At 72.1% G+C, this 21,784-nt stretch carries 17 protein-coding genes; 11 read left to right on the top strand and 6 right to left on the bottom strand.

All coding sequences use genetic code 11. The features are described 5' to 3' along the window. Nucleotides 1-278: 278 nt before the first annotated feature. On the top strand, nt 279-1,259 hold the full coding sequence (locus tag ABZS40_RS26540) for an ATP-binding cassette domain-containing protein (RefSeq protein ID WP_354946208.1): 981 nt from the start codon (nt 279-281) through the stop codon (nt 1,257-1,259). After that, complete coding sequence (locus tag ABZS40_RS26535; protein WP_354946207.1) at nt 1,256-2,083, top strand: ABC transporter permease; 828 nt, start codon at nt 1,256-1,258, stop codon at nt 2,081-2,083. The genes ABZS40_RS26540 and ABZS40_RS26535 overlap by 4 nt, the downstream gene beginning before the upstream one ends. A gap of 1 nt (nt 2,084) precedes the next feature. Here ABZS40_RS26535 and ABZS40_RS26530 read toward each other — a convergent pair whose 3' ends face one another. Next, nucleotides 2,085-5,255, bottom strand: a complete 3,171-nt coding sequence (locus ABZS40_RS26530; RefSeq protein WP_354946206.1) for a BTAD domain-containing putative transcriptional regulator — start codon at nt 5,253-5,255, stop codon at nt 2,085-2,087. A gap of 113 nt (nt 5,256-5,368) precedes the next feature. Between ABZS40_RS26530 and ABZS40_RS26525 the strand changes: the two genes are divergently transcribed. The 6 genes from ABZS40_RS26525 (at nt 5,369) to ABZS40_RS26500 (ending at nt 12,373) form a co-directional block, all read left to right on the top strand. Beyond that, nucleotides 5,369-6,202: an ABC transporter ATP-binding protein gene (locus tag ABZS40_RS26525; protein ID WP_354946205.1), complete on the top strand. Its 834-nt coding sequence runs from the start codon at nt 5,369-5,371 to the stop codon at nt 6,200-6,202. Nucleotides 6,203-6,233: 31 nt separating this feature from the next. Beyond that, on the top strand, nt 6,234-7,217 hold the full coding sequence (locus ABZS40_RS26520) for an iron-siderophore ABC transporter substrate-binding protein (protein WP_354946204.1): 984 nt from the start codon (nt 6,234-6,236) through the stop codon (nt 7,215-7,217). 5 nt (nt 7,218-7,222) lie between these two features. Further along, nucleotides 7,223-9,322, top strand: coding sequence for an iron ABC transporter permease (locus tag ABZS40_RS26515; protein ID WP_354946233.1), 2,100 nt, complete (start codon nt 7,223-7,225; stop codon nt 9,320-9,322). A gap of 26 nt (nt 9,323-9,348) precedes the next feature. Beyond that, nucleotides 9,349-10,254 (top strand): siderophore-interacting protein, encoded by a 906-nt coding sequence (locus ABZS40_RS26510; protein ID WP_354946203.1) that lies wholly within the window; start codon nt 9,349-9,351, stop codon nt 10,252-10,254. 131 nt (nt 10,255-10,385) lie between these two features. After that, nucleotides 10,386-11,846 carry an SDR family NAD(P)-dependent oxidoreductase gene (locus ABZS40_RS26505; RefSeq protein ID WP_354946202.1) on the top strand — a complete coding sequence of 487 codons (1,461 nt, stop codon included), beginning with the start codon at nt 10,386-10,388 and terminating at the stop codon, nt 11,844-11,846. 50 nt (nt 11,847-11,896) lie between these two features. After that, nucleotides 11,897-12,373, top strand: coding sequence for a heme-degrading domain-containing protein (locus tag ABZS40_RS26500; protein WP_354946201.1), 477 nt, complete (start codon nt 11,897-11,899; stop codon nt 12,371-12,373). A gap of 44 nt (nt 12,374-12,417) precedes the next feature. On the opposite strand, the gene ABZS40_RS26495 is transcribed toward ABZS40_RS26500, so the two are convergent. After that, nucleotides 12,418-13,794, bottom strand: a complete 1,377-nt coding sequence (locus tag ABZS40_RS26495; protein ID WP_354946200.1) for an FAD-dependent oxidoreductase — start codon at nt 13,792-13,794, stop codon at nt 12,418-12,420. 236 nt (nt 13,795-14,030) lie between these two features. Between ABZS40_RS26495 and ABZS40_RS26490 the strand changes: the two genes are divergently transcribed. Both ABZS40_RS26490 and ABZS40_RS26485 read left to right on the top strand, forming a co-directional pair. Next, nucleotides 14,031-15,407, top strand: a complete 1,377-nt coding sequence (locus ABZS40_RS26490) for a serine hydrolase domain-containing protein (RefSeq protein WP_354946199.1) — start codon at nt 14,031-14,033, stop codon at nt 15,405-15,407. Between the two features lie 86 nt (nt 15,408-15,493). Next, entirely contained in the window at nt 15,494-16,819 is a 1,326-nt protein-coding gene (locus ABZS40_RS26485; protein ID WP_354946198.1) for an alpha/beta fold hydrolase, read from the top strand. A 95-nt stretch (nt 16,820-16,914) separates the two neighbouring features. Here the strand turns inward: ABZS40_RS26485 and ABZS40_RS26480 are convergent, their stop codons facing one another. Next, nucleotides 16,915-18,135 (bottom strand): MFS transporter, encoded by a 1,221-nt coding sequence (locus ABZS40_RS26480; protein ID WP_354946197.1) that lies wholly within the window; start codon nt 18,133-18,135, stop codon nt 16,915-16,917. A 41-nt stretch (nt 18,136-18,176) separates the two neighbouring features. On the opposite strand from ABZS40_RS26480, the gene ABZS40_RS26475 reads away from it, so the two are divergent. After that, nucleotides 18,177-19,286 carry an ROK family protein gene (locus ABZS40_RS26475; protein ID WP_354946196.1) on the top strand — a complete coding sequence of 370 codons (1,110 nt, stop codon included), beginning with the start codon at nt 18,177-18,179 and terminating at the stop codon, nt 19,284-19,286. Nucleotides 19,287-19,418: 132 nt separating this feature from the next. On the opposite strand, the gene ABZS40_RS26470 is transcribed toward ABZS40_RS26475, so the two are convergent. The 3 genes from ABZS40_RS26470 to ABZS40_RS26460 form a co-directional block, all read right to left on the bottom strand. After that, the gene (locus ABZS40_RS26470; protein WP_354946195.1) at nt 19,419-19,802 is read right to left on the bottom strand and encodes a MerR family transcriptional regulator; all 384 of its coding nucleotides are present in this window, start codon (nt 19,800-19,802) and stop codon (nt 19,419-19,421) included. Nucleotides 19,803-19,930: 128 nt separating this feature from the next. After that, on the bottom strand, nt 19,931-20,383 hold the full coding sequence (locus tag ABZS40_RS26465; RefSeq protein ID WP_354946194.1) for a hypothetical protein: 453 nt from the start codon (nt 20,381-20,383) through the stop codon (nt 19,931-19,933). Nucleotides 20,384-20,440: 57 nt separating this feature from the next. Next, the gene (locus tag ABZS40_RS26460; protein WP_354946193.1) at nt 20,441-21,691 is read right to left on the bottom strand and encodes an Ig-like domain-containing protein; all 1,251 of its coding nucleotides are present in this window, start codon (nt 21,689-21,691) and stop codon (nt 20,441-20,443) included. Between the last annotated feature and the right edge of the window lie 93 nt (nt 21,692-21,784).

Here is a 21,784-nt window from a genome sequence, read left to right as displayed (position 1 = left end):
CCCCACGCACTCCACCGAACGGGCGGCGTGACCGGCACGCCGGGAGTCGACACATCGGCGCGGAGTCGGAGACTCTTGGCCCCAAGCATGCGGTCAGGCGTGGGCCACCACATCGGGCGCTGGCAGGCGCTCTGCCGTGGCCAGCATATCGTGACGCCGACAGGCGGTGTGGATGTGCACACCCTGGCCGCCCTCCCTCTCGGCCCGGTGTCAGCCCGTGTCAGCCGGTGTCGGTGGCGTGTCGGGGCGGTGTCAGCGGGCCCGCGCAGACTGGGCGCATGACAGCTGACCTGGTGATCGAGGCCGAGGGCCTCGTGAAGACGTTTGGGAAGACGAGGGCGCTACAGGGCGTGGACCTCGCCGTACCCCGCGGGACGGTGCTCGGGGTGCTCGGCCCCAACGGCGCCGGCAAGACCACCGCCGTGCGCATCCTCTCCACCCTGCTCACCCCGGACGGCGGTACCGCCCGAATCGCCGGTTTCGACGTGGTACGGGACGCCGAGCGCGTTCGGCAGAGCATCGGGCTCACCGGCCAGTACGCCTCGGTCGACGAGGACCTGACCGGGCGGCAGAACCTGGAGCTGTTCGGCACCCTGCTGGAGCTGGGGCGCACCGGCGCCCGGCGACGGGCCGCCGAGTTGCTCGACTGGTTCGACCTGACCGATGCCGCGAACCGTCAGGCCAAGACCTACTCCGGGGGCATGCGGCGACGGCTGGACCTGGCCGCCAGCCTGGTCGGCTCCCCCGACGTGATTTTCCTGGACGAGCCGACGACCGGGCTCGACCCGGCCAAGCGCGAGGACATGTGGGACGTGGTCCGAACGCTTGTCAACAACGGCTCGACGGTGCTGCTCACCACCCAGTACCTGGAGGAGGCCGACGCGCTCGCCGACGCGATCACGGTGATCGACCACGGCCGGGTCATCGCGCACGACACCCCCGAAGGGCTCAAGCGGGTGGTCGGCGGGCAGACCCTGGAGGTCCGGCCGTCCGATCCGGCGCAACTGCCCCGCACCGCGGAGATCCTGACCCAGGTCGGCTCCGGCGCGCAGGCCGACGAGATCCGCAAGGGCGTGCTCGCGGTGCCGGTCACCGACGACGCGGCCCTGACCGAGAGCGTCGCGCGGTTCGCCACGGCCGGCATCGCGGTCACCGAACTCTCCCTGCACCTGCCGAGCCTCGACGAGGTGTTCTTCACCCTCACCGGGCGTACGGCGTCAGTTGACGACACCACCCGCCCCACGGAGGTCGCGGCATGAGCACTCTGACCGACACAGCGCCGCCGAGAAGCCGCGCACTCTCGACAACCGCGCCGAACCCGCGGCCGTTCCGGCTGGTCCGGCACTCGTTGGCGCTCGCCAAGCGCAGCCTCATCAAGACCTGGCGTACGCCCGAGGCGCTCATCGACGTCACACTGCAACCGGTGCTGTTCCTCATCATCTTCGTGTACGTCTTCGGTGGCGCCGTCGCCGGCTCGACCCACGACTACCTTCAGTTCCTGCTGCCCGGCATCCTGGCGCAGACGATCGCGACCGGCGCCATCGCGATCGGCGTCAACCTCAACACCGACATCGCCAAGGGCATCTTCGACCGGTTCCGGTCGTTGCCGATCCCCCGCTCCGCACCACTGGTCGGCGCGGTCCTCGGCGACGTCGTCCGGTACGTCATCGTCACCGTGTCGACACTCGCGATCGGCTACGTGATGGGTTTCCGGATCGACACCGACCCGTTCCGGGCGATCGCCGGATGTCTGCTCGCGGTGCTGTTCGCGCTCTGCCTGAGCTGGCTGCCCGTGCTGGTGTCGATGAAGGTGCGGACCGCGGGCGCCGTACAGGGTGTGATGTTCGCGTTGATCATGCCGCTGAGCTTCGCGTCCAACGTGTTCGTCGGCGCGGACACCCTGCCGGGCTGGATGCAGGCGTTCGTGGACGTCAACCCGATGACGCACCTGGTGGCGTCGGTACGCGGGCTGTTCCTCGGCACCCCACTGGGCAACCACGTGTGGTGGACGCTCGCCTGGTGCACCGGCTTCGTTGCGGTGTTCATGCCGCTGGCGCTGCGGGCGTACCGCAAGAAGATCTGAGTCAGGCGAGCAGGTCGTCCATCAGCTCGCGAATCCGGCTGACTGCCGCGGCGGGTGGCCGCTCGCGCCACGCGGCCAGCAACGGCTCACGCTGCTCCTCGTTCCCGAGGATGGCGTTGAGCCGTTCGCCGTCTTCAAAGGGGAAGAACATCTCGATCTGGGTGCCGATCCGCTTGGCGAGTACGGCCAGTTCGCGGGCGGTGTCGGCGTCGCCCCGGTACGCAGCGAACTCCGCGCCGCCCGACGCCCACGCCCCGATCACCGGCAAATCCCGCGAGGTCAGCGCATCGTCACGGGCGAGCGACAGCATCGCGGCCGCCTGGACGGTGGCGTCGGTGCCCGACACCCGCCCAACCTGGGCCACCCGCAGGTAGATGATCGCCGCCGTGGCCCGGAGCATCACGCGTGGCTGTGGCTGCGGCCCGACCCAGCCGGCGAGGACACGCGTCACCTCGTCGGCGTGGGCGAGCGCCTCGTCGTACCGCTCACGCTGGCAGGCGAGGTGCGCCAGGCCGAGCAGGGCCTGCGCGGCGTCGATCTGCTCGGCCTGACCCAGCGCCGCCGTCTCGCCCAGTCGCTGCTCCGCCTCCGCGTCGCCGGTCAGGGCGAGCTGCACGTCCAGCCGTACCCGGATCGACCGCGCGTCCTGCATGGCGCCGACCAACTCCATGTGCCGGACGCTGCGGGTCAGCCACTCGGCCGACCGGGCATCCCCGCCCGGGACCAGGAACTGCCCGACCGCGCCCGCCGCCATCGCCATGCCCCAGTGGTCGCCGGCGGCCTCGAAGCGGTGGTACGCCTGCTCGGCGTCGCTGATCGACGCTTCCGGCAGGCCGCCGTTCTCCCGTACGGCCGCGCGCGCGAACAGCCCCAACCCCTGCACGTACGGGTCCGGGTGCGCGACCATCTCGGTCGCGCTCTTCAAGCTCTGCTCCAGATCGGACGCGTCGAAGCCGGGCAGCGCCGACGCGAGAGCGGCCAGCCGGGGCGACACCTCGGCGGGACGTTCGGCCTGGAGCGTCCGCAGCGCCCGCCGGGCGAGCACGGCGGGCCGCAGATCGGCACTGACGCCGGCGTTCACGCTGATCACCACGCACGTCCAGGCCAGGCGGTCGGCGTTGGGCAGTGGCCGGCCGCTGGCCGCTCCGCGCAGGATCGCCGACCGCAGCCGCCGCTGCGGGTCGTCGATGTGCAGCAGCCCGCGCGCCCAGGCCAGGACCTCCAGGTGCAGGCCCCGCACCGACCAGAGGTGGAACAGCGCGGTGGCGACGTCGACGGCGGCGGGCTCGTCGTCCGCTCCCATCGCCCACCGCAGGCCCGCGACCAGGTTGTCCTGCTCTGCGGCGCAACGGTGCAGCGCCTCGACCTGGCCGGGGCCGATGAAGCGGCCGGCCAGTGCGACGGCCTGCTCCCGCGCCCACCGGACCAGGCCGGCCATGGCCTGATTCCGGCCGCCGGCCGCGTCCAGCCGGGCCTCGCCGTACTCACGGACCGTTTCGAGCATGCGGTAGCGCGGTGGGCCGTCCCCCTCGACCAGGGTCAACAGGGACTGTTCGACGAGGGTCGCCAGGCCGCGACGGACGTCCGGGGCCTGCGCGACGGCGGCGGCGAGGTCCGCGGTGAACGGCGCGGGAATGACAGCGACCCGCTGGAGCAGGTCCCGGTCGGCCTCGGCGAGCAGTTCCCTGCTCCAGTCGACAAGCGCCCACAGGCTCGCGTGTCGCTCGGGCAGGCCGCGCAGGGCGTCGTCGAGCAGCGCGAACCGGTCGGTCAGCCCGGCGAGCACGTCGTCGATCGGCATGTGCCGCAGTCGCGCGGCGGCCAGTTCGAGCGCCAACGGCAGGTTGTCGAGCCGGTGGCACAGGGCGAGCGCCCGCTCGGTGTCCCAGGTCGGCACGGCGCCGCCGGCCCGTGCCCGGGACTCGACCAGCGCGAGCGCGTCGGCGTCCGGCAACGCGGTCAGTCGGTGCACCAGCTCGCCGACCAGGCCCAGTGGGGCGCGGCTCGTCGCGAGCACCGCGACCTCCGGCGAGGCCGCCGCGACCAGGTCCGCGACGACGACGGCCACCGCGTCGAGCACGTGCTCGCAGTTGTCCAGCACCACCAGCCCGTCCAGGTCCGGCGCCACGGCGCGCAGCCGCTCCTCGGGGCTGAGGACCCGCCGTTCCAGACCCAGGTTGCCGCCGGTGGCCGTGGTGTCCGCGCCGCCGAGCGCGGCGAGCACAGTGGGCAGCACCTCGTCGGGCGAGCGCAGGCCGGCGAGTTCGATCACGCGTACCGCCCGCCCACCCGCCGCCGTGCGCCTGGCCACCTCGGCGGCGAGCCGGGTCTTGCCCGCCCCGCCGGTCGCCACGATCGTCACGACAGGTGTCTCGGCGAGCGCGTCGGTGACGGCCTTCACGTCCCGCTCCCGCCCGACGAGGGCGGCCATGGGACGGCGCCACGCGGCGGGCAGCGTGATCAGCGCCGGTTGCCGGGGCGGCGCCGCGACGGGCGGTGCGCTGAGTTCGCCGCGCAGCAACGCCAGGTGGACGGTGGTGATCACGGGCGACGGGTCGGTGCCGTACCGGTCGGCCAGGTCGGCGCGCAGCCGCTCGACAACCTCCAGCGCCTCCGCCTCCCGCCCCTGCGCGGCCAGCACCCGGACGAGCAGGGCGGCGGACGGCTCGTCCGGCGGTGTCCGCGCGACGAGTCGGCCCAGATCGACCTCGTCGAACGGGCCCACGCCGGCGAGTGCCGCCTGCGCGCGCAGCGCGGCGACCTCCGCGAACAGGCGGGTGTCCTCGGCGCTGACCAACTCCGGCACATCGGGGAACAGGGCCCGCGCCTGATCGGCCAGGGCACGGGCGTCACCGCACTTGAGCACGACGCCCGCCTGATCGACGAGCGCGCGCGCCTCGACCGCGTCGACGGTGATCTCCTCGACGGGCAGCCGGTATCCGCCCGGCACCGCGACCACGGGTAGCCCGAGACGGCGCACCCGGGACACGAGCGCCTGGACGGCGCCGGTCGCGTCGTCGGGTGGCGCGCCGTCCCAGACGGCGTCCACGAGCAGGCTCACGGAAACCGCCCGTCCCCGCGCGTCGACGAGCGCGCGGAGCACCGCCACGAGCCGCTCACCCCGAACGGGCTGGCCGTCGACGGCGAGTGGGCCGAGGGTCGCGATGTGCACGGAGTCAGCATCCCCCACGCGCGCACGAGCCCGACGACCACCGGTCCGCCAGGCCGGTCACGGCCCCGCGACCGGCTTGACAGGCCGTCATTCGGTTAGGTTAGCCTAACCTCATGCAGAACGAGTTGGCGTCGGTCAGCGGGGAGCGCAGCCTGTCCGGCGTCGACCTCCGGCTGGGCTATCACGGTGTGCCGGTGGTGCACGATGCTGTGATCAACCTCCGCGCGGGTGCCGTCACCGCACTGGTGGGGCCCAACGGCAGCGGCAAGTCCACACTGCTGCGGGCCCTGGCCCGGCTGCACCCGATCGAGGCCGGAATCGTGCACCTCGCCGACGGCGTCACGGCCGCCAGCCTCGCGGCCCGGGAGTTCGCCCGGCGGGTCACCCTGCTCGCCCAGAGCCGGCCGGTGCCCAGCGGCGTCACCGTCCGCGATGTCGTCGGCTACGGCCGCCACCCCTACCGGGGGCGCTGGCGCACCGAGGATCCGGACGGTCCCGCCGCCATCGCACGTGCCATGGACGTCACCGGCGTCGCCGCGATGGCCGACCGTCCCGTCGACGAACTCTCCGGAGGCGAGTTGCAGCGGGTCTGGTTGGCCACCTGCCTCGCCCAGAACACCCCGGTCCTGCTCCTCGACGAACCCACCACGTTCCTCGACCTGCGCTACCAGGTGGAGATCCTCGACCTGGTCCGTGACCTCGCGGACGATCACGGCGTCGCCGTCGGCGTCGTGCTGCACGACCTCAACCAGGCAGCCGCCGTGGCGGACGAGGTGGTCCTGTTGCAGCAGGGCCGGGTCCGCGCCACCGGCACCCCGGCAGCGGTGTTCACCGAGAACGCCCTCACCGAGACCTACGGGATCCGCATCGAGGTGACCACCGATCCGATCAGCGGGCTGGTCACCACCCGCCCCGTCGGGCGGCACCAGATCCGCGCCCTGGTCTGAGCACCCCCATCCACAGCAGAGAAAGACCGTCATGACCCGTACCCGTTTCACCGCCCTCATCGCCGTCGCGGCCGCGCTGACGCTCGGCGCCTGCGGCACCACCGAGAACGCCGCGACCCCCGACACCTCCGCCTCGGCGGCCGGCGGCCCGGTCACCGTCACCGACAGCCGGGGCAAGGAGATCACCCTCAAGGCGCCGGCGACAAAGGTCGTCGGGCTTGAGTGGGGCGAGACCGAGCTGCTGGTCAGCCTGGGCGTCATGCCCGTCGGCGTCGCCGACCCCAAGGGCTACGGCACCTGGGTCACCTCCGCGAAGCTCGACCCGAGCGTCAAGGACGTCGGCGCCCGCGGCGAGCCCAGCGTCGACGCGATCGTCGCCCTCCAGCCCGACCTCGTCGTGATGGAGGACGACCGGGGCGCCAACATTGTCAGCCAGCTGGAGAAGTTCGTGCCCGTGGTGGTGGCCAAGGGCAGTGACGCCACCGACAACCTCGGCCGGATGCGCACCGACCTCAACATGATCGCGAAGGCGGTCGGCAAGACCACCGAGGCCGAGAAGCTGCTTACCGACTTCGACGCGGCCATCGCCGACGGCAAGAAGAAGATCGCCGACGCGGGTGCCGCCGGCCGACAGTTCGCCATCGCCGACGGCTGGAAGGAGGGCAGCACCGTCAGCATCCGGATGTTCGGCACTGGCGCGCTGGTCTCCCAGATCGGCATCCAGCTCGGCCTCACCAACGCCTGGACCGGCAAGACCGATGAGGTGTGGGGCCTGGGCCAGACCGACGTCGAGGGCATGACGGTCCTCAAGGACCCGAACATGCGCCTCTTCTACAACGCCTCCGACGGCGACGACGTGTTCGCCGACGGTCTCGCCGGCAACGCCATCTGGAAGTCGCTGCCCTTCGTGCAGAAGGGCAACCTGCACAAGATGCCCAACGGCATCTGGACCTTCGGCGGTCCGCTCTCCGGCAAGCAGTACATCGACGAGCTCGTCAAGACGTACACGGTGTGAGCGTGCTGAACGCGCCCCCACGCCCGGAGCCGGCCACCCGGCCGGCTCCGGGCGGACGCCTGGCCGTGCCCCGCGTCGCCGGCGTCTTCGTCGCCGCGGTCCTGCTGCTGCTCGCGGTCGGCGCGGTGCACCTCACCCAGGGCACCTCGAACGTCGGCGCCCTCGACCTGCTGCGGCTCGCCACCGGCGCCGACGACGAGGCGGCCCGCGTCCTGGTCGCGTCCCGGCTGCCCCGGCTTCTCGCCGGGCTGGCCATCGGCGTGGCGCTCGGGTTCGCCGGGGCGGCGTTGCAGTCGATCGCCCGCAACCCGCTCGCCTCCCCCGACACCCTCGCGGTCAACGCGGGCGCCCACCTGGCGATCGTCGCCGTCGCCGCGTTCGGCGTCTCGCTGCCCGCGCTGCCCGCCGGCGGTCTCGCCTTCTGCGGCGGGCTGGCCGCCGCCGGCCTGGTGATGGCGATGTCCTCCGGTGGGCAGGCCGGCACCACCCGGCTGATCCTCGCCGGCTCGGCGACCGCGCTGGCGCTGGGCTCGGTGACCACACTGCTGCTGCTCCTGTTCGAGCAGGCCACCATCGGGCTGTTCGCCTGGGGGAACGGCTCGTTGGTGCAGAGCGACCTGACCGCGCTGACCCAACTCGCTCCGGTGATCGTCGGCGCCGCCGTCGTGCTCGTGCTGCTCGGGCACCGCCTCGACATCCTCGCCCTCGGCGACGACACCGCCACAGTGCTCGGCCTCGACGTACGGCGCACCCGGCTCACCGTCATGGTGCTGGCCGTGCTGCTCTCCGCCGCGGCCGTCACCCTCACCGGCCCAGTCGGCTTCGTCGGTCTGTGCGCACCGGTGATCGTCCGGCTGCTCGCCCCAGTGGTGCCGGGCGTGCACCGGCACCGCATCCTGCTGCCGTTGTCCGGCATCGCCGGAGTCATCATCGTGCTCGGCTCGGACGTGCTGCTGCGGGCCGTGATGGGCGGGCAGGCCGGGGTCGACATCCCCACCGGCGTGGTCACCACCCTGTTCGGCGCGGCGATCCTCATCTGGCTGGCCCGCCGGCACCGCGACGCCGGCCCCACCCGCCGTCCGCCCGGCGGGCACGCGGCCGTCCGCTCGGCCGCCTTCCACCGCGGCGTCGTCGCCGCCACCGCAGTCCTGACCGTCTGCGCCGTGGCGGTCGGCATGCTGGCCGGTGACACCTGGGTGCTGCTCGGTGACGTGGTCAACTGGGTCAACGGCACCACCGGGCCCGCGTACACCTTTGTGCTGGACCAGCGGTGGCCGCGCGTCGCCGCGGCGGTCCTGGCCGGCGCGGCGCTCGCGATCGCCGGGACCACGGTGCAGGCGGTCTGCCGCAATCCGCTGGCCGAACCCGGCATCCTCGGCATCACCGCCGGCGCCGGGCTCGGCGCGGTCTCCCTGCTCACCTTCGTGCCGCTGGCCGGGGTGTGGGCCGTCTCCGGCGTCGCCGGGCTCGGCGCGATGCTGGCGTTCGCCCTGGTCTACGGCCTGGCCTGGCGCGGCGGACTGAGCTCCGACCGACTGGTGCTGATCGGTTTCGGCGCCTGGCAGGGCGGCATGGCGGTCATCACCTACCTGGTCGTCGCCTTCGACCCGTGGAACACCGGCAAGGCGTTGACCTGGCTGTCCGGCTCCACCTACGGTCGGATGCCCACCCAGGTGCTGCCGGTGCTGATCGCCCTGCTGGTGCTCACCCCGGCCGTGGTCGCCGCCCGCCGGGAACTCGACCTGATGGCGCTGGACGACGACACCCCCCGGGTGCTGGGCGTCCGGCTGGAACGCACCCGGTTGATCGCGCTCGGCGCGGCGGCGCTGCTCACCTCCACCGCCGTCTCGGCCGTCGGGGTCATCGGTTTCGTCGGTCTGGTCGCCCCGCACGCCGCGCGGGCGCTCGTCGGCGGGCGGCACTCCCGGGTGCTCCCGGTGGCCGCCCTTCTCGGCGCGGCGCTGGTCGGCATCGCCGACACCCTCGGCCGGACGGTCATCGCTCCGGCCCAGATCCCCGCCGGCCTGGTCACCGCCATGATCGGCACCCCGTACTTCGTCTGGCTGCTGTGGCGCTCCCGCGCCGTGGCGAGCACCACCCGGTAGAGCCGGCCCGAGCCGAGAGAGGCACCATGACCGAGACCCTGCCCATCGCCCCGTGGCGTGTGTTCGCCGTCACCGTCCGCGCGGTACGCCGACTGAGCCCGTCCTTCACCCGGGTGACCTTCACCGGGGCGGGCCTGGACCGCTTCGCCGACAACGGGTACGACCAGCGGATCAAGCTGGCGCTGCCGCTGCCCGGTCAGGACCGGGCGACCCTGCCGGACGGCGCGGACTGGTACGCGACGTGGCGGGCCCTGCCGGAGCACCTGCGCAACCCGATCCGTACCTACACGGTGCGGGCGGTCCGCCCGCACCTGGCCGAGGTCGACGTCGACCTGGTGCTGCACGGCGACAGTGGCCCGGCGACGCGCTGGGCTCGGCGGGCCAGCGTCGGCGACGAGATCGCCCTGGTCGGGCCGGACGCCGGCTTCGACGGCAACCACGGCGGGGTCGAGTTTCGACAGTCCACCGGCGGCACGCTGTTGCTGGCCGGGGACGAGACCGCCGTGCCGGCGATCAGCAGCATCTGCGAGCGGCTCCCCCTCGACGCCCGGGGCACTGTCGTGCTGGAGGTGCCCGACCCCACCGACGTGTTGCCGCTGGTCGCGCCACCTGGCGTCGAGGTCCGCTGGCTGGCCCGGGGCGCCGACGGGTACGGCAGCCGGCTGGTGCCCGCCGTCGTCGCGGCGGCCGGGGAACTGCTGGCCCCCGGCGCGTCGGCGGCCGGCCAACCCGTGCCGGACGTGGACGTGGACACCGAGATCCTGTGGGAGGTGCCCGAGCAGGTGGCCTCGGCGCCGCTGTACGCGTGGCTGGCCGGGGAGGCCGGCGTCATCCGTAACCTGCGCCGGCACCTGGTCGCCGAGCGGGGTCTGGACCGGCGGGCGGTGGCCTTCATGGGCTACTGGCGGCTCGGCCACGCCGACGCCGACTGACAGCGCCGCGAGGCGCACCACGCCGGGCGGCCGCGAGGTGCGTCGGAGGCCGTGAGGCGCGTACCGTTTCGGGTCGGACTTGGGGCGGGCCGGCTGGAGCCGGCACGGGATACGGGACGAGACAACGACGCATGACGGTGGACAACATTACCGAAAACGGTCAAGAGGGTATTGACCGAAGCCGGCTGGAGGCCTGCCTCAGCGTCTTCGAGGCGTTGGAGGCGCTGCCCTCCGATCACCCCGACGTGGTGCAGGTGCAGCGGGCCACCGCCCGGCTCTACAAGGTGATCAAGCAGCGGCGGCGGGAGGAGCGGCGGGACGCCATCCTCGCCGCCGACCGCGCGGTGACGGAGGCCACCGCCACCGGCGCTCCGGGGCGGATCGACGACGAGACGCAGGGCATTCCGCTCGCGTCGTCAGCGGCGGGCGAGACGGCGGGCTTCCTGCACAACCCGCGCGGCTGTTACGTCTGCAAGCAGCGCTACCGCGAGGTGGACGCCTTCTACCACCAACTCTGCCCGTCCTGCGCCGCGCTGAACCGGGAGCGCCGCGACGCCCGCACCGACCTGACCGGCCGGCGCGCGCTGCTCACCGGCGGCCGGGCCAAGATCGGCATGTACATCGCGCTGCGGCTGCTTCGCGACGGCGCGCACACGACGGTGACGACCCGGTTCCCGCACGACGCGGTCCGCCGTTTCGCCGCGATGCCCGACAGCGCGGACTGGTTGCACCGGCTGCGCATCGTCGGGATCGACCTGCGCGACCCCGCCCAGGTGATCGCCCTCGCTGACGACGTCAGCAGCCAGGGCCCTCTCGACATCCTGATCAACAACGCGGCGCAGACCGTCCGCCGGTCCCCCGGGGCGTACGCGCAGCTCATCGCCGCCGAGGCCGCGGCCCTGCCGGACGGCCCGCTGCCGGAGTTGATCACGTTCGCCAAGCCGGACGGGCAGGGCGTCCCGGTGGGCAGCCTGACCGCCGGGCCACAGTCGACAGCGCTCACCCCGCACGCGCTCACCGCGTTGGCGCTGACCAGCGGCTCGGCCTCGCCGGAACGGATCGCGGCGTCCACGGCCATCGACGCCGGAGGTCTCGTGCCCGACCTCGACTCGGTCAACAGCTGGGTCCAGCGGGTCCAGGAGGTTGACCCGGTCGAGCTGCTCGAAGTGCAGCTGTGCAATGTCATCGCGCCGTTCGTGCTGGTCAGCCGGTTGCGCCCGGTGATGGCCGCCGCGGCGGCCCGTCGGAAGTACGTGGTGAACGTGTCGGCGATGGAGGGTCAGTTCGGGCGCGGTTACAAGGGGCCGGGGCACCCGCACACCAACATGGCCAAGGCCGCGCTGAACATGCTGACCCGCACCAGCGCCGAGGAGATGTTGACCGACGGCATCCTGATGACCAGCGTCGACACCGGCTGGATCACCGACGAACGCCCCCACCCGACGAAGATGCGGCTGGCCGACGAGGGCTTCCACGCCCCACTGGACCTGGTCGACGGCGCCGCCCGGGTGTACGACCCGATCGTCCGCGGCGAGCTGGGCGAGGACCTGTACGGCTGCTTCCTCAAGGACTACGCGCCCTGCGCCTGGTGATCGCCCCCCGCACGACGAGGATGACCGCCCGCATCAACAAGGAGATGAACATGTCAGCTGACCGTGAATCGTGGCCGACGCTGGACGAGCTGCTGCGCGAGGAGAACGAGCTGGAGCTCGCGGGCCTGTCCGAGACCGACGCGTACGAGCTGGGGATGCTCGCCGTCACCGCCGCTACCGAGCAGCGGCTGCCGGTCTCGGTGGGCGTGTGGCGGGCCGGGCGGCAGCTGTTCCACTGTGGCCTGCCGGGGTCGACGGCGGACAACGACGCGTGGCTGCGCCGCAAGGGGCGGGTGGTGATGCGGTTCGAGCACTCCTCGCTCTACATGGCCCGGCTGTGCCAGGACAAGCAGGTGACGCTGGCCGAGCGGTTCGGCCTGCCGGCCTCGCGGTACGCGGCCGCCGGGGGCGCGGTGCCCCTGCGCGTACGCGGCACCGGTGTGGTGGGCTGGGTCGGTGTCTCCGGCCTGCCGCAGCTGGACGACCACCGTTTCGTGGTCGACACCCTCCGCAAGATCCCCCGCTAGAGCGTGCCCGGCGGCCTCGCTGGCGAGGCCGCCGAGTCAAACGCTCAGCGGGCGCGCCGGTTGGCGCGCAGGGCGCCCAGGAGTACGCCGGGGCGGGCCAGCGAGTGCGGGTGCTCGCGCATGGAGACGACGTCGTTGAACCGCCGCGCGGTCGCCACGTCCGTGACTGTCGCGGCGATGACCTGGCCGCTGGCCCAACGGGAGAACCGGTAGCCGCGCGGGTAGGGCCCGTCGACGTGGGGCAACGCCAGGTCCGCCGAGGTGGAGAGCGACCAGGCGGCGTCGACCACGACCTTCTGTAGCGCGAGGTAGTGCCGCGCGGGCGCCCTCAGGTCCGGGCCGGACCGAAGGTACGTCGACAGGCAGGCCGCGTGCAGGGCCGCCGCTGTCATGCCCTGCCCGTAGACCGGGTTGAACGACGCGACGGCGTCACCGACGCTGATCAGACCGGCGGGGAACCGGTTGAGCTCGTGGAAGTCCCGTCGCCGGCTGTCGGCATGGTGGTAGGTCTGGACGTCGCCGATCATTTCCTGGTCAGCGACCTCGCCGAACTCCGGTGGGAACTGCTCGCGCAGGCGGCGGACGAAGTCCGCCGCGGTACGCCCCGGACGGTCGTCGCCGTAACCGGCCATCATGGCCATCCACCGGCCGTCCTCGATCGCGAAGAACGCGGCTCCGGCCACGTCCATCGCCATCCTCGGCGTGTTCAAAGCCAGCACGACAGTCGAGGCCGGGGTGACCTCCGGGCGGCGGAACAGGGCGGTCGCGTAGTTGAGGTGCACTGTCATCCGCCGGGTGACCGGCCGCTCCCAGTCGGCCTGCTCCAGCCATTCCGAGAGTCGGCTGGACCGCCCCATGGCGTCCACCACGAGGTCGGCGCGTTCGACACCGGGCACGCCGCCGACCTCACAGCTGACCCCGGTGACCGCGGTGCCGTCGAACACGAGGCCGGTGGCGCGGGCGGTGATCGTCTTGACGTTGGGCAGTCGGAGCACCTGCTGGCGGATGAGGCCCTCCAGCAGCGGCCGACTGCCCGCCAGACTGTCGGCGTCGTCGGGGACGACGACCTTCAGCCGCCCGTCGAGGTAGTTGCGCCGGGCCGTGGGCGGCGCCTCGATCGCTCCGCGCGCCAGTGCCTCGTCGCGGAATCCGGGAAACAGCCGCTCCAGCTGGAAGAGGCCGCCGGGCAGCAGCGCGTGCAGCTGTGTCCCCTGGGGTACGCCGGGCCGCGCGCCGGTCACCTGCGGGTCGTCCCGATCGATGATGACGACGGTGTCAGCGTGGTCGGACAGCACCCGCGCGGCCAGCAGACCGGCGACACTGCCGCCGACCACGACGGCAGTGCCCATCGTCGGGGACGGCTGGTCAGGGGGTCGAGCTGCATTCAGCTCTGCGAAGACCCGGGACGGGGAGAGGGACATCGTGCTCTCCAAGGGGGTAACGAGGTGTGTGCCCTCCCCGGTTGCTGTCCGCGACCGTGCGCGGACAGACCGGTGGACGGTCGTTCGACGTGATGCCCGCCGATCGTCGCACAACCGCCTGAATGGCAACCGGCTGTGTCCGCCAGATGACCACCTGTTGGCCGATGGGTCGGACGAAGCCGACGTTCGGACGGGTCAGGTGGCATGTTGTCGGGCCGGCTGTCACGATCTCCGACATGCCCGTTGCGCGTCGTACTCTGCTCGGGGCCGGCCTGGCCGCCGCGACCTCCGCCCTCACCGGTTGCCGCGACAACGGCGCGCCGAACCCCGGTTCGGCCGGCCCTGGCGACGCGGCGACCGGGAAGGGCGCCAGCGGCAGCCGGGTCGGATTTGGTGCGGCGGAAGACCCCGGGTCGCCGACCAGGGCACCGGACGCAGGGGTCGGCGGCAACCCACCAGTGCGTCAGGCCCGCTACGCGCAGGACGTGACGGCCCTGCTCCGGCGACACCTGCCCGCGACCCCGCAGACGGTGCAACACAAGGGTTTCCCCGGTGCTGTCGCTCTCGTCCTGGTGGGCGGAAAGATGACGGTGCGGACCGCTGTCGGTGAGGCGCTGCGTTATGAGGCGGGCCCGAAGCTGCTCGCGGCGAACCAGCGCGTCGCGATGCGACCGGACTCCATCTTCGACCTCGCCTCGGTCACCAAGGTGTACACGGCCATCCTGCTGTTGCAGCAGGTCGACAAGGGGCGAGTCGACCTCGGCGCACCGGTGCGCGACTACCTGCCCGCCTTCACCGGCACGGGCAAGGAGCAGGTCACCGTCGAGATGCTGCTCACCCACACGAGCGGCCTTCCCGTCGGCGCCCAGGTCACCGGCCTGCCCGACAACGCCGCCCGCTGGAACGCCGTGCTCACCACGCCGCTGGTCTCCGGGGCCGTGCCGGGCAACACGTTCCGCTATTCCAGCGTCGGGCTCATGGTCGCCGGCAAGATCGTCGAGAAGGTCACCGGCCAGCGGCTCGACCAGGCGCTCAAGAGCAACCTGACCGACCCGCTCGGCCTGCGCGACACCGGCTTCAACCCGAACGGCTGGCTGTCGGCCGCTGCGAAGGCCAGCCGGCTGGTCGCCACCGACGCCCGCTCGTCCCGAGGGCTGCTCCGTGGCGTCGTCCACGACGACGTCGCCAACCACCTCGGTGGCATCGCCGGTCACGCCGGCATCTTCGCCTCCGCGACCGATCTCGCGGCCATCGGTCAGCTGCTCCTCAACGAGGGCACCCACCAGGGCAAGCGGATCCTCGCCGCGGCGACGGTGCGCCGGATGCTCACCAACCACAACGCCGGCAAACCCGCCATCGACCCCGAGCGCCGCAACCGGACCTCGGCGCACGGCCTCGGCGTCGTCCTCGACCAGAGCTGGTTCATGGGCAAGCTCACCTCGGCCCGTACCTTCGGCCACACCGGGTTCGCCGGCCCCTCGCTCCTGGTCGCGCCCGATCGCAAACTCGTCCTGGCGCTGCTCACCAACCGCGCGCACCCCAACTGGAGTTGGTCGAACCCCGACCCGGTCCGCGCCGCCGTCGGCGACCTGCTCGCCGCAAAGGTCAACTGACCGCAAGGTGTGGACCATCGCGCCCCACCCTGACACGATACTTGCGCTAGTAGTGCAAATACTTCGTCCGTCCAGGTGGAGGATCGATGCACACATCTCGCCGGAGGCTGCTCTCCGTGGTGGCCGGGGTCGCCCTCGCGGCCAGCCTGTCCGCCGTCGCCGTTCCACGCGCCGAAGCCGCCGCCACACCGACGTACCGTCCAGTGATCTTCGTACACGGCAGCGCGGGATCGGCGGCGCAGTTCGAGACCCAGGCCAAACGGCTGGCCAGCAACGGGTACCCGATCGACATCATCGAAGCCCACGAGTACGACTCCCCGAACATCGCGACGATCCTGCCCCAGGTGTACGCGGGACTCGACGCACGGATCGCCCGCCTGCTGGCGGCCACCGGCGCGGACCGGGTCGACCTCGTCGCGCACTCGCTGGGCACCTTCGTCTCGCAGGGCTATCTCAACAGCTCGCCGGAGCGTGCCGCCCGGGTCGCGCACTACGTCAACCTGGACGGGCGCACCGCCACCTCGCCGCCGGGTGGTGTGCCCACGTTGGCGATCTGGGGCGAGGGTGACCCGGCCCGCGCCGTCGTCGGCGCCACCAACGTGCGCCTGCCGGACCAGTCGCACACCCAGACCGTGTCGTCGGAGGAGTCGTTCACCGAGATCTTCGGCTTCCTCCGAGGCCGCGCGCCCCACACGACGCGGATCGTGCCGCAACTCTTCGGCGCCGCCCGGGTCTCCGGCCGCGCCGTGCTGTTCCCGAGCAACGTCGGCGTCACCGGCGCGACTCTCGAGGTCTACCCGGTCAGTCCGCTGACCGGCGGCCGACTGTCACAGAGGCCCGCGCATCGGCTGCCACTCGGCGGCGACGGCTCCTTCGGCCCCCTCCCGGTGCTCGCCACGGCCCGCTACGAGTTCGCCATCGTGCGCCAGGGCGCCGCGACGCACCACTTCTACCTCCAGCCGTTCCTCCGCTCTGATTCGTTCGTACGCCTCGCGACCAGCGAGCCGGGCGAGGGCCTCAGCGGCCTGGTCGAGACCAGCGACCGGCACACGGCGCTCACGATCCAACGGCAGAAGGAGTGGTGGGGCGACCAGGGCGACGCCGGCGACCACCTCTGGATCAACGGCAGGGACGTCCTGAACGCGGCGAACACCCCGCGCGTCAAGCGGACGATCGGCATCTTCGCCTTCGACGACGGCAGCGACGGCGTCACGGACCTGACGGCACCGTTGCCGGAGTTCTTCAGTCAGACCTTCATCACCGGCATGGACGTCTTCATCCCGGCGGCCCCGGCCCACCTCGGCCTGGTACGGATCACCGTGGGCCAACGCGGCGGCGGCTACGAGGTGATCAACGTGCCCAACTGGAGATCGAGCACCGACCGGGTGACGGTCAGCGTGGACGACTTCTGACCGCGTCTCGCGGACGGCCCGGCCATCGCAGGTCGAGACGGTGGCCGGGCCCCGCGCGCACTCGTCGAACGGTGGCCGGGCCCCGCGCGCACTCGTCAGACGGTGGCCGGGACCCGCTCGCGCACTCGTCGTCCGACGGCGAAGCTGACCACCCCCAGGATCAACCCGACGACCGCCAGGACGACGCCCACCCGGGCCGGCGCGAGGTAACCGAATCCGGCGGCGATGGCGACGCTGCCCAGCGCGGCGCCCAGGCTGTTCGCGATGTTCATGGCCGACTGGTTGACCGCCGCGCCCATCAGTTGCGCTCCCGGGGCGACGGTGATCAAGCGCGCCTGTAGGACCGGACAAAGATAGAGGCTTGTCGCACCGACCAGGAACGCGCCCACGAACAGGCCGACGCCTGTCGACGCCACGAGGCTGAACACGGCGATGCTCACGATCATCGCCACGAAGCCGATGAGCATGCTCCGCTGGAGGTCGCGGTCCGCCAGCCAGCCGCCCAGGGCGTTGCCGACGGTCATCCCGAGACCCACAGCGACCAACGTCCACGGCACCGTCGCGGCGGAGAGGCCGGTGACGTCGGTGGTGACCGGTGCGATGTAGGTGTTCACCGCGAAGAAGCCCGCGAAACCGACAGCGCCGGTCGCGGCGACCAGCCACACCTGCGAGGTCCGCAGCGCCCGCAACTCGGCGGCCGGCGAGCCGTCGACCGCCGCGGCGACCTCCGGCACGACCGCCAGCACCGCCAGCAGGGTGAGCACGAAGAAGCCGGCGATGACCAGGTACGCGACCCGCCAGTCGACCGTCTGCCCGAGCCGGGTGATGAGGGGTACGCCGACCAGGTTGCTCACTGTCAGACCGCCGAGCACTGTGGCGAAGCCACGGGCCTCGTTACCGGGGCCCATCAGGGTCGCCGCGAGCAGACCGGCCGCGCCGAAGTACGCGCCGTGCGGCAGCGCCGCCGCGAACCGGGCCACCAGCACCAGGTCGAAGGTGGGGGCGAGCGCGGACGCGACAGTGCCGACGGCGAACAGCACGAGCAGCCCGAGGACGAGCTTCTTGCGGGGCAGGCGCGCGCTCAACGCGGCGATCAGCGGCGCGCCGACGACGACGCCGAGCGCGTACGCGGTGATCATCCAGCCTGCTCGGGCGACAGCGTCAGACGACGACTGCGCGTACTCGTGCGGGAGCAGACCGCGGGCGATGTCGGGCAGCAGCCCCATCGCCACGAACTCGGTCAGGCCGACAGCGACGCCGCCCAGTGCCAGAGCGGCCAGCGCCGCCAACCGTCGACCTCTACTCAACTCGATCACCGAAAAAATTTAGCAACAGCGTTGCGTAATAGGGTGGTGAGATGACTCGCGTCACTGCCGACGTCAGCTTCCTGCGCGGCTACAACCAGGCCTTGGTCATGGCGGTGGGCCGCACGGCCCGCACCTTCGAGCGTTCGACGGTGGTCCAGGCCACCGGTCTGACACCACAGGCGGTCTCCAAGGTCATCGCCCGGCTGGCAGCCGACGGCCTGATCCGCCCCGCCGGCGTCCGGCGTCCGGGCATCGGCAAGCCCGCGGTCGTCTACGAACTCGTCCCGGACAGCCGGTACGCGATCGGCGCCCACGTGGCCCGGCGCACGCTGCGGCTCGTCCTGGTCGACCTGGCCGGCACCGTGCACCACTCGGCGGTCAGCCCGCTGCCCCGCGACTTCACCCCGGAGCAGCTCCTCGACGCCCTGAGCGTCGGCATCGACACGATGGCCGGCATCGGCGACCTGCGGAGTCGGCTCACCGGGCTGGGCATCGGCATGATCGGCCCACTCGACCACGCCAACGGTCTGGTCCGGGACGCCCACGGCCTGCGGCACTGGCACGACGTACCGCTGCGCGAGATCGCCGAGAAGCACCTGGGCCTCCCCGTCCACTTGGACAAGGACGTCAACGCGGGAATCACGGCGGAGGCCTGGCGGCACGGCGCGACGTTCGGCGACGCGGCCCTCATCATGGTCGAGTCCGGCATCGGCGGAGGCTTCTGGCTGGGTGGCGCGGCCCACCGGGGAGCGCACACCAACGCTGGCGAGTTCGGCCACACTGTCGTCGACCTCACCGGGCCCCGCTGCGTCTGCGGCCGGCACGGCTGCCTGGAGATCGTGCACCACCGCGCCGCCGAGGCCGGAGACATCGCGCACGCCGCCCGCGTGCTGGCCGTCGGCGTCGTCAACCTGCTCCAGACCCTCGACCTCGCCCACGTGGTGCTGGCGGGCGCGGACCTCCTCCGGCACCCGCAGACCTATCTCGCGGCGGTCACCGAGGCCGTCGGGGCGGACGCCCGTCGCGCGGCCTGGCTCAGCACCGAGGTGGCCCTGTCCAGTCTCGGCGCGGACGTGATCGCCGCGGGCGCCGCCATGCAGGTCCTCGACCAGCACTACGGCATCCCGGAGCTGGCTCATTCCTTGATCGTTGGCAGCTGAGCAGCTCGACACGCCGAGCGCCGCCCTGCTGAGCTGCCACCGATCGCCGCAAGCTCAGATCATGCACACACCGCAGGCCGGACGCTCCGGCATCACCGGTCCCGCCGTCGGCGACGGGGACCCGCCGCGTCGCTACGCCACGGCGGCGTCGGTGTCAGCTCGGGTGCAACCGCTGGCCGGGCTCTCGCTGAGCGTGATGACCTCGTCGAGCCGCGTGCGCGCCTGCCGGAGTTGGGTGATCTGTTGATCGATGCGGTCGCGTTCGGCGCGCAGCATGGCCCGCGACTGCGGTGTGTTAACCTTCGCGTCGACGCAGGGCAGCAGGTCCAGGATGGTTCGGCTGGACAGGCCGGCGGCGTACAGCATCTGGATCAGATACACCCGGTCGACCGCGTCGTCGAGGTAGTGGCGCTGGCCGCCACTGCTTCGTGCGGAAGCCAGGAGGCCCTGCTCCTCGTAGTAGCGCAGGGCTCGTACCGACACCCCGGTCTTCGTGGCGAGTTCCCCGATCCGCATGGACCCCTCCCCCGGCCGGTGACGCCAGCCACACAGCCTTTCCCTCACGTGAACGTCAGGTTTTACCGTAACTCACCCGCCGGAGACCGACGACCCGGGCGACTCCCGTGCCCCGACGGCACTGTGACTCACTGGCAGACGCGCCAGTCGCCGTCCTCCTTGACCAGCGCCACCCCCTGCGTGAATTTCGCACCGGTGGCCTCCTGGACAATCTCGACCTGGACGGTCCCGGTGACCCGCCCGTTGTAGTTGTTGACGTTCACGCCGGTGATCTCGTAACTGCTGATCTTCAGCTGCGCGCCTTGGACCCGCGCGAAGTCCTCCTGCGGCATGGTGTCGCGCACCCGGTCGCACAGCCGCCCGTACGCGCCCGCGTAGTTGCCGGCCTGTACGTCGTCGAGGTAGGCCGTCGTGGCCACCCGGACCGGTTCGACGGTGTCCTTGACCGAGCGGTAGAGCCAGAGGCCGACGCAGGTGCCAACCACGCAGCACAACGCCAGTAGGGCGCCGACGACGATCAGGACCGTACGAAGTGTCCGGTTGGGCCTCGGGGCGGGAACCATCATCGGCTCGTACGTCATGGCCCGGAGGGTAGGGCCGCCGGGCAAGCGGCGAGAACCCGCCGGGCAGCCGGTGGTTCAGCCCCCGGAGGCGGACGGACCCGGCGTCGGCACGCCACCGGCGACCGCACGCGCGGGTGGCGCCGACGCCGGGGCCGGTCGCAGATCCGCGGGTACGGGCAGCGCGCTGCCCTTGACGAACTGGCCCCAACTGGTGTTCCAGGCCGTCCAGCCGTTGCCCGACTGGAGCCGGACCTCGGTGCCGGTGAAGGTGACCAGGTCACCGACCTGGGTGACGCCCATCAGCCAGTCAGCGTTGGCCGCCGAGATGTTCGTGCAGCCGTGCGAGACGTTGCGGTGTCCCTGATCCGACACCGACCAGGGCGCCCCGTGGATGAACTCGCCGCCCCAGGTGAGCCGTTGCGCGTCCTCGACGTTCACCACGTAGCCGCCGTTCGGCTCGCCGCGCGTGTCGAACGTGGTGTACTGGTGCTTCTCCATGATCACCATTTTGCCGCTGGACGTGGGGGTGCTGCGCTTGCCGAGGCTGACCGGGATCTTGCGGATCAGCTTGCCGTCCCGCAGCACCCGCATCTGCTTGGTGGCGTTGTCGACGTCGAGCGCCACCTGCCGACCGATCCGGGACGTCGCGGCGCGGTCGGCGTCACCGATGTGGTTCCTGCCGATCGGCAGACCCTCCAGGCCGGCCCGGACACTGATGGTCGTGCCCGGCCGCCAGAAGTCGGGAGCCCGGTAGAAGACCTGGCTGCCGTCGTCCACCCAGGACCAGGCACCCGGCTGGGCTGGCTTCGTGGTGACGAACAACCGACGCTGCACGTCGGCGCGGGCCGCCCTGGCGATGGGCGGATCGAAGCCGATGGTCACCGGCATGGCCGTACCGTACGTCTGCTTGTCGGCGAAGTAGAGGGTGCTGGTCACCTGCGGCTTCGTCGACGCCGCCGCGGTGGTGAAGGTGGTGGTGCGGGTGGTGGTCCGCCCGGAGTCGCCGGTGGCGGTCACCGCCACGGTGTAGGTGCGCTGCGGGCGCAGCGGAGCGGTCGGCACCCAGGCCGAGCCGTCCACGCGTGGCTCCGCCCGGACCAGCGTGCCCGCGTCGTCGACGATGCGCACGGCGGTGATCTTCCCGCCCGTGACGAGCGGAAGCACCTCGGCGCTGAGCGGCACGTCCCGGGACAGATCGGCGGGCGTGAGGGTCAGTTCGGGCGATGGCACCACCCGCTCGGCGGGGCGTGCGGCGGGCTTCCGCTCCGTGGTGCACCCGCCGAGGACCAGCGGTGTCGCCGCGACGGTCACCGCCACGAGCGCCATACGCCTTCGTAACCCCATCGAACGTCCCCCGGCTCCCGTGTGCTCCGTGGCGGCAATTCTCTCCGCGTCGGCCGCGCCCTGCGCTGTTTCCGC

The sequence above is a fragment of the Micromonospora sp. NPDC005324 genome, from assembly GCF_040607155.1.
GTDB classification, from domain to species: domain Bacteria; phylum Actinomycetota; class Actinomycetes; order Mycobacteriales; family Micromonosporaceae; genus Micromonospora; species Micromonospora trifolii.
This window is presented reverse-complemented; position numbering and strand designations above follow the sequence as displayed.

Coding starts and splice junctions, on each gene's coding strand:
- ABZS40_RS26465 (WP_354946194.1), bottom strand. CDS start 20,383: ATGACGTACGAGCCGATGATGGTTCCCGCCCCGAGGCCCAACCGGACA.
- ABZS40_RS26540 (WP_354946208.1), top strand. CDS start 279: ATGACAGCTGACCTGGTGATCGAGGCCGAGGGCCTCGTGAAGACGTTT.
- ABZS40_RS26460 (WP_354946193.1), bottom strand. CDS start 21,691: ATGGCGCTCGTGGCGGTGACCGTCGCGGCGACACCGCTGGTCCTCGGC.
- ABZS40_RS26475 (WP_354946196.1), top strand. CDS start 18,177: ATGACTCGCGTCACTGCCGACGTCAGCTTCCTGCGCGGCTACAACCAG.
- ABZS40_RS26505 (WP_354946202.1), top strand. CDS start 10,386: ATGACGGTGGACAACATTACCGAAAACGGTCAAGAGGGTATTGACCGA.
- ABZS40_RS26520 (WP_354946204.1), top strand. CDS start 6,234: ATGACCCGTACCCGTTTCACCGCCCTCATCGCCGTCGCGGCCGCGCTG.
- ABZS40_RS26470 (WP_354946195.1), bottom strand. CDS start 19,802: ATGCGGATCGGGGAACTCGCCACGAAGACCGGGGTGTCGGTACGAGCC.
- ABZS40_RS26495 (WP_354946200.1), bottom strand. CDS start 13,794: ATGTCCCTCTCCCCGTCCCGGGTCTTCGCAGAGCTGAATGCAGCTCGA.
- ABZS40_RS26525 (WP_354946205.1), top strand. CDS start 5,369: ATGCAGAACGAGTTGGCGTCGGTCAGCGGGGAGCGCAGCCTGTCCGGC.
- ABZS40_RS26535 (WP_354946207.1), top strand. CDS start 1,256: ATGAGCACTCTGACCGACACAGCGCCGCCGAGAAGCCGCGCACTCTCG.
- ABZS40_RS26500 (WP_354946201.1), top strand. CDS start 11,897: ATGTCAGCTGACCGTGAATCGTGGCCGACGCTGGACGAGCTGCTGCGC.
- ABZS40_RS26490 (WP_354946199.1), top strand. CDS start 14,031: ATGCCCGTTGCGCGTCGTACTCTGCTCGGGGCCGGCCTGGCCGCCGCG.
- ABZS40_RS26485 (WP_354946198.1), top strand. CDS start 15,494: ATGCACACATCTCGCCGGAGGCTGCTCTCCGTGGTGGCCGGGGTCGCC.
- ABZS40_RS26510 (WP_354946203.1), top strand. CDS start 9,349: ATGACCGAGACCCTGCCCATCGCCCCGTGGCGTGTGTTCGCCGTCACC.